Below are 11,450 nucleotides of genomic sequence, written 5' to 3' on the forward strand. Positions count from 1 at the left end.
CCACCTTGCGTAATTACTGCTCCCCGTTGCATACTCGGGAACCATGAGCGTAAACATACGGGACCTTCTTAAAGAGTACGACCTCGAAATAGATGATCTGCGCTGGTATCTGAGCATACAGATGACAGAACGCCTGTTGACCTACCGTGAGGAACCCCTGCTGCTCACGGAACTGATCTGGCGGGGGACCCTGGGAGACGAACTCTACGATATGGAAGAACGTTACCTTCGGGAATCCCAGGAACAGATGGACCGTGGAGTTCTGGATGAGACCCGTGTGCGGGAGCAGCTCAACCAGGCCCTTAGGGCCCGGCGGCTGCGGCATCGATAAACTTCAATCAGTCCGGAATCCAGGATTCAAGCTCCTTTCGGATCTCCTCAAGCTGCGCGGCGACATCCTCTTCTGCTTCTTCCAGCGGAACCCCCGCAGCGGAGCGGCAGGAGGCATAAAACTTTATCTTCGGCTCGGTTCCCGATGGTCTGGCGGTTACAACTGCCCCGGTCTCCAGGAAGAACTGCAGAACATTTGAAGAAGGCAGATCGATGTTGTCGTCGCTGTCCCCTTCCTCCATGTAGTAGCTTGTTCCGTAGAGATAATCCTTGATCATGGTGACTTTGCGGGATCCGATTCTCTCCGGGGGCTCTTTTCTGAGCCGCTCCATCAGGTCACCCATTATCGTCAGTCCCTTCTGCCCCTTGAAATAGGCGGAGATGAGGCTCTCCCGGAAAAGACCGAAACGGCTGTAGATATCCTTCAGATGGTCCAGTACCGAGCGTCCCAGGGAGCGATTATAGAGGGCCATTTCCGCTGTTAAAAAGGCCGCCGATATGGCATCCTTGTCCCGGACTTCGGTTTCTATCAGGTATCCGTAGCTCTCTTCTCCACCGAAGATGTAATCCTCGTCGGTAAACTCGAATTTCTTTATCAGATCGGCGATGTACTTGAACCCGGTAAGCACGTCATAGGTCCCGGCTCCGTAGCTTTCCGCTATAAGGCGCTGAAGTTCCGTGGTGACAATGGTCTTGACCACCCGGGGCCGGGGGGGCATGGTCCCCGCTTCTTTATGGGAAAGAAGTATATAATCCTCCAGCAGACAGCCGAGCTGGTTTCCGTTTACAAGGACATACTCGCCCTGCTCGTCGGGGACGGCTATTCCCAGCCTGTCTGAATCGGGATCGGTTCCCATTACCAGGTCGGCCTTCTCCTTTTTCGCAAGAGCCAGGGCCATCTTCATGGCAGAGGCCTCCTCGGGGTTGGGAAACTCCACGGTGGGGAAGTTTCCGTCCGGCTCCCTCTGCTCAGGTACGCTTATCACCTGTATACCGGCCTCTGAAAAAATCCTCTCCACCATCATGGTTCCTGTACCGTGGAGGGGCGTATACACGACCTTGAGTTCCCGTCCCCGCTCCTTTACCAGATCCGGCCGGAAGCTGTAGGACTTTATAAGCTCCACAAAGGCGTCGTCGATTTCCCTGTCTATCGTTACCAGAAGACCGGCGTCCTCTGCCTGCTTCAATTCCATATCCGGAACGTCCCCTTCCACGGAACGCACCTCTTCGATAATACCCTTGTCATGGGGTTCTATGATCTGCCCGCCGTCGTCCCAGTAGACCTTATATCCGTTGTATTCCTTCGGGTTGTGGGAGGCTGTAATGACAATGCCCGAAGTACATCCCAGTTTCCGAACGGCGAAGGAGAGTTCCGGAGTCGGCCGAAGGGAACTGAACAGATAGGTCTTTATGCCGTTGGCGCAGAGGGTCCTGGCGGCTGTTTCGGCAAAATCCCTGCTGAACCTGCGGGAATCGTAGGCGATGGCCGCCGAGGGATTTTCCGAACCGGAGTTCTCCCGTATATAGTATGCAAGTCCCTGGGTTGCCCTGCGGACCATGAGAGGGTTCATGCGGTTGTAGCCGCCGCCGATTACCCCCCTCAGGCCGCCGGTACCGAAGGCGAGCTGAGTATAAAAGCGATCGGAGAGCTCATCCCAGTTTTCCGCCGCCAGAAGATTCTCCATCTCCTGCCGGAAATAGTCGTGTTTTTCCTGCTGTATATATTCCTTTGCCCTGGAGATCAGTTCATTTCTATCCATTTTTTCTTCTCCTTACTGAATTCGTAGCACGAAAGAGGATGGAGCGCAACAAGAACCGTTATCAAACAAAAAAAGATCCTTGCCAAGGGAGGGCTTCTCTCCTATGCTGAAAACGTGGTTTCATTAGTACCTGTAGCAAGCGGAAAAGGAGGGGTCGGGAAATCCCTGATCACCGCCAATCTCGGTTTGAGCCTCGCCCGGAAAGGAAAAACCGTTATCATGGTTGATCTGGACCTGGGGGGATCGAACCTTCACTCTTTTATCGGCGTTAAAAACAAGCACACCGGCATAGGCGGATACATCTACAAACAGGCGGAGAACCTGGAGGAGTGTATTCTTCCAACGGAGTATCCCAAACTCTTCCTGATTCCCGGAGACTCCCTTCTTCCGGGCACAGCCAACCTTCCCTTCTTTACCAAGCAGAAGATCATCAGGGAACTGCAGAACTCGGTAGCGGATATCGTTCTTCTGGATCTGGGTGCCGGGAGTTCCTACAACACGGTGGATTTTTTCCTTTCCGCCTGGTCCGGACTGATCGTCACCACCGGAGAACCGACATCCATTCTGAATGCCTACTCCTTTCTGAAAACAGCTGTCTTCAGGCTGATGCTGCGGAGTTTCCCTGCGAAATCGAGCGAACGCGCCATGGTGCAGGATTTTGTGGGTACAAAGATTGAAGGCGGCGAAGGTTCGCTCTACGACCTGCTCGATGCGCTGTACGCGGTAAACCCCGAATCCGGCCTCAACCTCAAGGAAAACCTCAGGAAACTTGTACCGCGGGTCGTGGTAAACATGGGCAGATCGGAAATGGACCTGCAGATCGGGAAAAAACTCAGGGACATAAGCCGCAAAAACATCGGGATTGAAATGGAGTATCTCTCGTTTCTGCCCTACGATGAGTCGGCACGAAACGCCCTTATCCGGAGGTCGCCTCTTATCGAGCTGTCTCCGGGGTCGGAGTTCAGCCGCAAGCTCGACATTCTGGCCTCGAACCTGATCTCCCGGCTGAAAGGGGAAGGTCCGGAGCTTCACGACGGGGATGTTGAAGAATTGTAGAAAGAGTGCTTTCCGGTGATCAGGGATAGGTTTTACGGAAACCTTCTACCCTGGCGGAAGCGGCCTCGGAAAGCGGAGAGATTCGTCCTTCCTTCAGGTAATGATAGCCAAGACCGGCGATCATGGCACCGTTGTCGGTACAGAGTTCCAGGGGGGGAAACAGCACCTCCAGCCCCCTGACATCCGCCAGGCTTGAACGCAGGTAGCTGTTGGCTGCAACGCCGCCTCCGACTACCACACGATCAAGAGCCGTATCCTCAACCGCCCGTAAAAGCCGTTTTACCAGAATATCGATCGCCCTCTTCTGGAAAGAGGCAGCGATATTCTCCAGGGACTTTTCGGAAACCCCGTCCCAGAACTGGTCGATCTGGTTGATAACCGCATTTTTAAGGCCGGAATAGCTGACATCGTAGCGGTGATCGCCTTTGTGCAGGTTGGGTCCGGGAAAAGCGAAGGCCTGGGGATTACCCGTCTGCGCCAGGCGATCGATGGCAACCCCTCCGGGGTATCCCATGTCGTAGTATTTTGCCACCTTGTCAAAAGCCTCGCCGCAGGCGTCATCGATGGTAGTTCCCATTACCCGAATGTCATCCACCCCGTCGACCCTGCAGATCATGGTGTGCCCGCCGGAGACCAGGAGCCCCAGAAAGGGATAGGATATTTCCCTCTCGAGCTGAGGGGCGTAGAGATGGGCCTTTACGTGGTTTACCGTGGTATAGGGAATCCCGAGGGCCAGGGCCAGTCCCTTGGCGAAGGAGAGCCCCACAAGAAGGGAGCCCACCAGGCCGGGTCGGCTGGTGACGGCGATGCCGTCGAGATCTTCCAGGGCGAGCTCTCCGCGGTGCAGGGTCTCGGTAAAGGTGTCCCGGATCCACTCGGTATGAGTCCGGGAGGCGATCTCCGGGACCACCCCCATAAAGGGACGGTGAATGTCTATCTGGGTTGCGACGATGCTGCTGAGGATGTGCCTTCCGTTTTCAACAACAGCGATACTGCACTCGTCACAGGAGGTCTCTATACCAAGAACCTTCATTCCTCCAGATCCAGCCTTCCCAGGTAGATCATCGATCCAATATCGTCAAAGCTGAACCCCTTCTCGGTGAACTCCGGATAGAGATCAAGAAGCAGCTCAGCCAGGTGCTCATCCCACACATGCCCGATCATAACGGCCCTTCCGCTGGTCTCAGCCAGGGAAAAGCCCGACCGCAGGGCCCGTTCAATATAATCCCGTTCTCGTTCGTTGTCTAAAAACATGCTGTTCCTTTCTGCATACGGCAAAGAAATCTCCGCTGCGATCCTTCCTGCGACGCTTTCTCCGGTGGTTACGGAATCGAGAAAAAACATATTTCGTTCCTTCAGATACTCCAGAACCATCCTCATGGTTTCTCCGTCCGCCGTGGCCTTTGATCCCATATGGTTATTGATACCCGGGGCTCCACCCAGGGTTGCAAGATTTGTGTCGAGCAGGGTGTAGATTTCCTCTTTGCTCATGCCGGTAAAGATTGCCCCCTCCCCTGGATCGGCATCGCCCACAGGTTCCATGGGCTGATGCATAATATAATACTTTTTTGCCTTTTGGATAAGCTCCACTGACTCTCTGGTATAGCGGCGCCGGGGCATCACGGCAAAGGTTACAGGTATGGGAAGGGAGAGGAAGGGTTCCAGTTCTTCAAGACTGTTGCCCACATCGTCGATGACGATAAAAACTTCAGGTGCCACGGGAAGGACGGCAGATGCCTTTCCTTCCGGTTTTGAAGGAACAATCACAGGGGGTTCCACCGGTCTTTCAGGCTCTGAAACAGGCAGTACCGCCCTGTCGGTTTCCGTTCTTTCCATCCAGCCCCGGACAAGGGCGATGGATATTCCAAGCATAAGCGCTGTCGTACCGAGAAGCAGGTAACTAAAATATAATTTTGATTTTCCCCGGGTACCGGTGGAGCCGGATTTTCTCATTCCCACCAATGGTACGAATATTATTCCCGAGGGTCAATCAATCCTACTGATATACATACTCCCGAAGTTCGTCGGCATGTTCCCGGAGCTTTCTGATGGCCCGCATCTCGATCTGGCGGACTGTTTCCGGAGAGATTCCCATACGCTCACCGATGGACTTGAGGGTATACTTCTTACCGCCGTAGAAAGAAAAGCGGTACAGCAGGATCTGTCGTTCCTTTTCCATCAGGTGTTCAAGAAAGCGCATGGTATCTTCGTGCATGCTTTTTTTTATGAGTTCGCTGTCCGGATCGTAGGTATAGTCCTCGCACATGTCCATCAGGGTTCCGGATTCGAAATTCTCATCGCTGTCCAGGGAGGCAATGGCACTGGAAGCATTCAGCAGCGATCCGACCTCTTCGGCCGCCATTCCCAGCTCCCGGGCCACCTGGTCGACGGTCGGTTTCTGCTGCAGGCGCTGGGTAAGGGTATAATAGGTTTTCTGAATCTTCTTCAGGGCTTCTTCCTTGCGGTGGGGCAGACGAATGACCCGCCGTTTATTCGACAGAGCCCGGACTATGGACTGCTTGATCCACCAGGCAGCATAGGTGCTGAAGCGAACGTTCCTTCTGTAGTCATATTTACTTGCGGCCTTTATAAGGCCCAGATTACCTTCCTGTACAATGTCGAGAAAGCTTACATCCGTCGAGGCGTAGGCCTTGGCGATTTTAACAACAAGTCGTAAATTGGCCTTAATCAGTTTTTCCCGGGCAAGCTCGTCACCCTGCATAATGCGGCGTGATAAATCCAGTTCTTCCTCAAAACTCAAGAGGGGTGTCGTTTTTATCTGCTGGAAGTAGGCCTTCAGGGAGTCTTCGCTCCGGGTAGCCTTTCTAGCTTTCATGGCACTCTCCTTACACAAGTATATATGCAAAGTCCGTGCCAATTGAGACGATCGGTCTATGGGGATAATAAATCTTTACAGTGTAGATATTTGAATACCGACTGGCTTATTTCCGGATCCCCTGGGGTTATTTGTTATACAAAAGTATACACATCAGATCGGAAGTGTATGTTTCTGTGAAAGCTGCCTGTAGAGCATGTCGGCGAGTCCCAGATTTGCGGAGTCGGACATCTTCCGGGCATATTTTTCATAGAGCATGTCCTCAAAGATATCCTCCGCCATTCCCCCCTGCATAAGACCGCTTTTATTTATCGTTTTGCGCATGCTGTTCAGCATCTGCTCCAGCAGGATGGTTTCAAACTCCTTGCAGGCTTCCTTGAGAGCCTGCTGATCGCCGGCTTTGGGGGCCTTCGGGGTGTTCAGCGGCCTGTAACTCTCCATCATCTGCAGGGTATTCAATTCCATCTTACATTACCTCCAGGGTTCCGTAGAGAGCTCCGGCATGATCAACGGCCTGCAGGATTTCGATAAGACCCTTGGTATCGACCCCGATCTCCCGCAGAAGGTCAACAAAGTCCTCAACAGTCGGCCGCTGCTCAATCAGGAAGCTCTCACTCTCCTTATCGGAATAAAGATCGTCATCCATTATGCTGATTTTCAGCCCCTGATACGAGACTGCCACCTTTCCTATGCGGACGTCTTTTCCCATCACCACAACACCGGTGCGGGGATTGACCACCACCCGGTCGGTAAAGCCGGGGGGTACGCTGAGGTTCTCGAGCTGGGCAATCATTTCCACCGTTCGTTCTGCGTACTCTTCGGGAATCCGCACACTGATCCGGGCTGCATCGGCAAAGGCCACCTCAAACTCACTGTTCTCCCGGATGGCCCTGGAAACCGCCGCGGCAGTACTGAAATCAGGTTCCTTGAGAAGAATGCTGACCGTACCGTTTTCGCTGACCCGGGAGTTTACCGCCCGTTCCATTATTCCGCCGCCGGGCAGAGAAGCTACAGTATCGTTGGAGGAACCGCTTATACCCGGGATACTGCCCTGGGCCACAGCGTATACGGCACCGTCCGCTCCTTTCAGGGCTGTCTGCAGAAGCACCCCGCCGATCAGGGATTTTGCATCGCCGATACTGGACACCCGTACGCTTATACGCTCTCCCGGCTGCACATAGGCGGGAAGATCCGCGGTCACCAGCACCACGGCGCTGTTCTTGCTGCGGATATCCCGTTCGCTCACCTGCTCAGCAAAGTTGGATACCATGTTTGCCAGAAAGCGCCTCATAAGGGGAGAAGACTGGGAGTCCCCCTTACCCGCAAGGCCGGTCACAATGCCGAGTCCGGCGAGCTGGTTCTCCCTGAACCCCTCTACCACCGATATCTCCCGCAGACGGATCTCATCCTGGGCAAAAAGCGGGGGATTTCCGACAACCGGGCTGAGAAAAAAGATGGATACCGCGAGCAGTATCAGTTTATATTTCTGTGGTAGTGTCTTCATCAGAACCTGACCTCCCCTTCACCGGGACCTGTAAGCAGGGCGTCAAACCTGCGGCGGGTATGGGTCAGGGTAACCGGCACACGGTCGCCGACTTCGGCACCGCGATTGGTCCTGCCCTCCGCCTCAATAATTAAGCCCTTTCGGGATATGTAGACGGTAATACGGCTTCCCGCCGGAACCCGTTCTCGATCCTTTTCCGGGGTTTTCAGGAATACCACCGGTACCGGGTTATGATCCGGATCTCCGGTCTCGAGAAACCAGCCTGACCCCCGCCTGCCTGGACGAAGGTCCTGTGCCCCGGACAGCGGGATGATATCTGCTTCCGATATGGAGAAACCGTCCCCGCCGTTTCCTGATTCCCGACTGATCAGGGATTCAATTTTTCGTAACAGAGGGCCCAGGGTATGGTTATTTACGGATGAAAAGCCTTCAGGAATCAACCAGATTCCACTGCCGATAAGCGCCCCGGGAAGACCTCCCGGAACAATACCGGAAATACCCTTCTGGCTCAGATAGACAAAGCGCCCTTCCGTCTCGACAGGAAGGGCTTCATCGTACAGTTCATGGGCTGCCGGCACAAGGAAAAGATCCTTTATCCGTACATCTCCTCCGACCCTGACCTGTTCAGCCAGATAGAAGGTTTCCCCGTTCAGTCGACCGATTCCCGCAGTCAGAACCAGCACAATAAGCAGCACGGAAAACCCAGGAAAAACCTTCATATCACAGCATACCCATTCTATCCTGGTATATCAGGATCAGCGCTTGAGGTTGTTGGCAATGCCGAGCATCGAATCGGAAGTCTGGATCGCCTTGGAGTTGAGTTCGTAGGCTCTCTGGGCCACGATCATATTGACCATCTCCTTGACCACCGAAACATTGGACATTTCCAGGAATTTATGGATCGTCTTTCCCATTCCGTCAAATCCGGGACGACTGCCGATGGCGTCCCCCGAGGCATTGGAGACCTTGTAGAGGTTTTCTCCCACCGCCTGGAGACCCGCTGGATTCACGAAGCGGTAGAGTTCAAGCTGTCCGACCTCGATGGGGTCGTCGGACCCCGCCACCTTGGTGGTTACCCGTCCGTCCTGGGAAATGCTGACGCTGTCCCGCACAAAACCCTCGGGCAGGGTCAGGTCCGGCATCAGACGATACCCGTTGGAGTTAACGAACTGCCCCTGTGAATCGATCTTGAAGGAACCGTCCCGGGTATAGCCGTAGGTACCGTCGATCAGGAGGACCCGGAAAAATCCCTCCCCCTGGATTGCAAGGTCGGATACATTGTCCGTAGCCTGCAGAGCCCCCTGGGTATGGAGCTTCTGGGTTGCCGCCACCCGGGTACCGTGACCGACCTGGACGCCTACCGGCACGGTGGTCAGTTCCGTAGCCGGAGTCCCGGCAATGCGGGAGGTCTGGTACAGAAGGTCCTCGAAATCGATCCGGTTCTTCTTGAACCCAGTGGTGTTGACATTGGAAAGGTTGTTGGCAATGGTATCGATATTAAACTGCTGCCCCGTCATTCCCGACGCGGCTGTCCATAATGAACGCATCATGCTGATTTACCTCCTATACCCGCACAGCCTGGTTTATAAGCCGGTCGGACATCTGGTCATGGGCCTGTATGGTCTTCTGGTTTGCCTCATAGGCCCTGTTTACTTCTATCATGCGCACCATCTCGCGCACCGGATTCACGTTGGACCCCTCGAGGAAGCCCTGACGCACCTGGAGTCCGTCATCCACACCGGCGGCGACGGGGTCTCCGGAGAAGCGATCGTTAACCCAGAGACTGTCTCCCTGCTTTTTCAGGTACCTGTCCCGGGGAAAATCCACCAGCTTGAGACGGTCCACAAGCTCGATGTTCTCCCACTCGTTCTCTTCCAGGGAGACAAGACGTTCGGGGTCGTCGGCAAAGGTACTGTTCTGCCAGATCCGGCCCTCCTGGTCGACGACAAAGTTGTTCTTTTTAAGACGGATGATCCCGTTCTCTCCCATCACGGGGAGTCCCTGCTTGTTGACCAGGATTCCTTCCGGGCTTACGTGGAAGGAACCGTTGCGGGTAAAGCGCTCGCCCTGGGGGGTATCGACGGTAAAGAAACCTTTTCCTTCCAGGGCAAGATCGAAGGGATTCTCCGTCTGCTTCAGGGCCCCCTGGGAAAAAACGGTGTAGCTCTCGTTGTACTCCACGCCGGAGCCGAGAGTGCCGATAACCGGCGCCTGGTCCACCGATCCCGGGGGAATGGTAAAGACGCCGTCGTCATTCATTCGTCGCAAAAGGAGTTCCGGAAAGGCCTTGTGTACCGGGGTGTCCTTTTTGTAACCCGTCAAATCCACGTTGGCCAGGTTGTTCGAGATAGCATCAAGGTTGTGCATCTGGGCAATCATGCCGCTGGCGCCGGTATAAATCCCGCGTATCATGGATACCTCCCTCTATACTCCATTATCGAAGGAAGAAGCCCCGATCCTGAGCGCTTTTTACATGAGCTTACTTGCAATAAAACAGGGTGATGGGGTATAAATGCAGGAGCTTAATCAGCAGTGCCAGAATAGCTCAGGGGTAGAGCAACGCTCTCGTAAAGCGTAGGTCGTGAGTTCAAATCTCACTTCTGGCTCGTCAAGGCCTCCCTTCGGGGAGGCTTTTTTATTGCCCTGAAAGGAATTGAGTGATAATCTGCATCTGGATGATCCCTCCTTCCCGGAAAGTTACCGTAAAGAAAAGAACATAAACACTCAGAGGCAGCCGTCGGGGGGGAATACATTTGCGGACAGGCAGGTGATAGTTCAACTTTTCCAATAGAGGATATTATCGACAAACTCGCTCTGTATCATGCCCTCATTGTACAGACAGGACAGGAACGAACGTATGGTAGATCCGACCAGCGCATACTGAGCATAGTCAAGCTGCAGATCATATTCATCGCACACAGTCTTCAGAATCACATCATAATTCTTTGCTTCCTGAAGAATAGACACGATAAAATCTTCTATCCTTTTCACTGCATCCATGTTTAATTGGGCAATTTCACGGATATCCGTTGTAATATCGGCATGGGAAGGAACATAGTAGTTCATCTTTCTGCTCATTATTGATTCTATTGTACGTATATATCCCCTTACATCGTAAATAAAGGGAATTCCATATTTTTCCAGAATCGGTTTTCCGAACAGTGAATCCGCGATAAACAGAACGTTGTCCGTCGTCTCTATACCGACCATATTGAAGTAATGTCCGGGAAGACGATGGACCGTGAACAGGCTGCTTATTTCCGATTCTTCATGTACTGTTCCCGTTACCTTCGAAGGCTTGGCCCTGAAGAATTTATTCCGGATATCCTTCACCTCCATTCCTCCCCACAGGAAAGCCGCTTCCAGTTCAGGGTGTTCGATAAATAGGGTCTCCTGAAAAACTCAGTTTCCCCGTTTATACGGCAATTATGACCGGTTTTCTATCAAATATTACCGAAGGAAAAGCGGAAAGAAAAAGCGCATAAAGATCCTTGAGGATCTTCTCCATATTCATCACCAGCATGTTCATCATGATGGTTGTTTCACTGGTTATCCGGAGTTTCTCATACACGCAGTCCATTCCATATCTGCGTTTGCCAACACCAAATGCACCTTCGATTGCCTGGCGGATACTTTCATCCCGGCGTTCCTGTTTTCTTTTCGCCCTCAATATCTTTTTATCAATTCCTGCAGTGTTTACAGGACGACCCAGGGGAGGACCAGATAATCTGATACTACGTTCTTCACACCAGGCCCGGTTCTCCCGCGTCCGATAGATCTTATCCACATGTACCGATTCTGGGTAATGACCACATCGATCTTTATAGCGTTCCACCTGCATCTGTAAGTCGCCGCTTTCATTGTACGGTTCCCATTCCAGCCGGTCGATATACATCAGACCATGTTCAGTAATTGCAGCAGAGATCTTGGCTCCAAACTCATAGGCTCCTCTGGCCTTACCGCG

Annotated in this window: 13 protein-coding genes and 1 tRNA gene; 3 read left to right on the forward strand and 11 right to left on the reverse strand. The window is 53.2% G+C overall.

The window, feature by feature from the left end; genetic code table 11:
• The first annotated feature begins 43 nt into the window (after positions 1 to 43).
• Complete coding sequence (locus tag B4O97_RS15505) at positions 44 to 331, forward strand: hypothetical protein (RefSeq protein WP_083052218.1); 288 nt, start codon at positions 44 to 46, stop codon at positions 329 to 331.
• 7 nt (positions 332 to 338) lie between these two features.
• Here the strand turns inward: B4O97_RS15505 and B4O97_RS15510 are convergent, their stop codons facing one another.
• A complete protein-coding gene (locus tag B4O97_RS15510) occupies positions 339 to 2,090 on the reverse strand; it encodes a phospho-sugar mutase (protein ID WP_083052219.1) in 1,752 nt (583 codons plus the stop codon).
• 114 nt (positions 2,091 to 2,204) lie between these two features.
• On the opposite strand from B4O97_RS15510, the gene B4O97_RS15515 reads away from it, so the two are divergent.
• Positions 2,205 to 3,146 (forward strand): nucleotide-binding protein, encoded by a 942-nt coding sequence (locus B4O97_RS15515; RefSeq protein WP_083052220.1) that lies wholly within the window; start codon positions 2,205 to 2,207, stop codon positions 3,144 to 3,146.
• Positions 3,147 to 3,165: 19 nt separating this feature from the next.
• Here B4O97_RS15515 and tsaD read toward each other — a convergent pair whose 3' ends face one another.
• The 8 genes from tsaD to flgF all read right to left on the reverse strand — a co-directional run bounded on the left by tsaD (position 3,166) and on the right by flgF (position 9,898).
• Positions 3,166 to 4,179 (reverse strand): tRNA (adenosine(37)-N6)-threonylcarbamoyltransferase complex transferase subunit TsaD, encoded by a 1,014-nt coding sequence (tsaD, locus tag B4O97_RS15520; RefSeq protein ID WP_083052221.1) that lies wholly within the window; start codon positions 4,177 to 4,179, stop codon positions 3,166 to 3,168.
• Positions 4,176 to 5,099 (reverse strand): divergent polysaccharide deacetylase family protein, encoded by a 924-nt coding sequence (locus tag B4O97_RS15525; RefSeq protein WP_083052223.1) that lies wholly within the window; start codon positions 5,097 to 5,099, stop codon positions 4,176 to 4,178. Before B4O97_RS15525 ends, tsaD begins: the two co-directional genes overlap by 4 nt.
• Before the next feature lie 43 nt (positions 5,100 to 5,142).
• The gene (locus B4O97_RS15530; protein WP_083052224.1) at positions 5,143 to 5,982 is read right to left on the reverse strand and encodes a sigma-70 family RNA polymerase sigma factor; all 840 of its coding nucleotides are present in this window, start codon (positions 5,980 to 5,982) and stop codon (positions 5,143 to 5,145) included.
• 153 nt (positions 5,983 to 6,135) lie between these two features.
• Positions 6,136 to 6,447, reverse strand: coding sequence for a rod-binding protein (locus B4O97_RS15535; protein WP_083052226.1), 312 nt, complete (start codon positions 6,445 to 6,447; stop codon positions 6,136 to 6,138).
• A 1-nt stretch (position 6,448) separates the two neighbouring features.
• A complete protein-coding gene (locus B4O97_RS15540; RefSeq protein WP_083052227.1) occupies positions 6,449 to 7,486 on the reverse strand; it encodes a flagellar basal body P-ring protein FlgI in 1,038 nt (345 codons plus the stop codon).
• Positions 7,486 to 8,205, reverse strand: coding sequence for a hypothetical protein (locus B4O97_RS15545; RefSeq protein WP_083052229.1), 720 nt, complete (start codon positions 8,203 to 8,205; stop codon positions 7,486 to 7,488). The genes B4O97_RS15540 and B4O97_RS15545 overlap by 1 nt, the downstream gene beginning before the upstream one ends.
• Positions 8,206 to 8,241: 36 nt before the next feature.
• The gene (gene flgG, locus B4O97_RS15550) at positions 8,242 to 9,036 is read right to left on the reverse strand and encodes a flagellar basal-body rod protein FlgG (protein ID WP_083052230.1); all 795 of its coding nucleotides are present in this window, start codon (positions 9,034 to 9,036) and stop codon (positions 8,242 to 8,244) included.
• 13 nt (positions 9,037 to 9,049) lie between these two features.
• Positions 9,050 to 9,898 (reverse strand): flagellar basal-body rod protein FlgF, encoded by an 849-nt coding sequence (flgF, locus tag B4O97_RS15555; RefSeq protein ID WP_083052232.1) that lies wholly within the window; start codon positions 9,896 to 9,898, stop codon positions 9,050 to 9,052.
• Positions 9,899 to 10,020: 122 nt separating this feature from the next.
• Here flgF and B4O97_RS15560 point away from each other — a divergent pair.
• Positions 10,021 to 10,092 (forward strand) — tRNA-Thr (locus B4O97_RS15560).
• A gap of 169 nt (positions 10,093 to 10,261) precedes the next feature.
• On the opposite strand, the gene B4O97_RS15565 is transcribed toward B4O97_RS15560, so the two are convergent.
• Together B4O97_RS15565 and B4O97_RS15570 are read right to left on the reverse strand one after the other, a co-directional pair.
• On the reverse strand, positions 10,262 to 10,819 hold the full coding sequence (locus tag B4O97_RS15565; RefSeq protein WP_143305742.1) for an MBL fold metallo-hydrolase: 558 nt from the start codon (positions 10,817 to 10,819) through the stop codon (positions 10,262 to 10,264).
• A gap of 82 nt (positions 10,820 to 10,901) precedes the next feature.
• Positions 10,902 to 11,450: transposase (locus B4O97_RS15570; protein ID WP_143305744.1), on the reverse strand; the 549-nt coding region annotated here is incomplete at its 5' end.

The sequence above is a fragment of the Marispirochaeta aestuarii genome (assembly GCF_002087085.1).
Lineage (GTDB): Bacteria > Spirochaetota > Spirochaetia > JC444 > Marispirochaetaceae > Marispirochaeta > Marispirochaeta aestuarii.

Coding starts and splice junctions, on each gene's coding strand:
- B4O97_RS15505 (WP_083052218.1), top strand. CDS start 44: ATGAGCGTAAACATACGGGACCTTCTTAAAGAGTACGACCTCGAAATA.
- B4O97_RS15510 (WP_083052219.1), bottom strand. CDS start 2,090: ATGGATAGAAATGAACTGATCTCCAGGGCAAAGGAATATATACAGCAG.
- tsaD (WP_083052221.1), bottom strand. CDS start 4,179: ATGAAGGTTCTTGGTATAGAGACCTCCTGTGACGAGTGCAGTATCGCT.
- B4O97_RS15525 (WP_083052223.1), bottom strand. CDS start 5,099: ATGAGAAAATCCGGCTCCACCGGTACCCGGGGAAAATCAAAATTATAT.
- B4O97_RS15530 (WP_083052224.1), bottom strand. CDS start 5,982: ATGAAAGCTAGAAAGGCTACCCGGAGCGAAGACTCCCTGAAGGCCTAC.
- B4O97_RS15535 (WP_083052226.1), bottom strand. CDS start 6,447: ATGGAATTGAATACCCTGCAGATGATGGAGAGTTACAGGCCGCTGAAC.
- B4O97_RS15540 (WP_083052227.1), bottom strand. CDS start 7,486: ATGAAGACACTACCACAGAAATATAAACTGATACTGCTCGCGGTATCC.
- B4O97_RS15545 (WP_083052229.1), bottom strand. CDS start 8,205: ATGAAGGTTTTTCCTGGGTTTTCCGTGCTGCTTATTGTGCTGGTTCTG.
- flgG (WP_083052230.1), bottom strand. CDS start 9,036: ATGATGCGTTCATTATGGACAGCCGCGTCGGGAATGACGGGGCAGCAG.
- flgF (WP_083052232.1), bottom strand. CDS start 9,898: ATGATACGCGGGATTTATACCGGCGCCAGCGGCATGATTGCCCAGATG.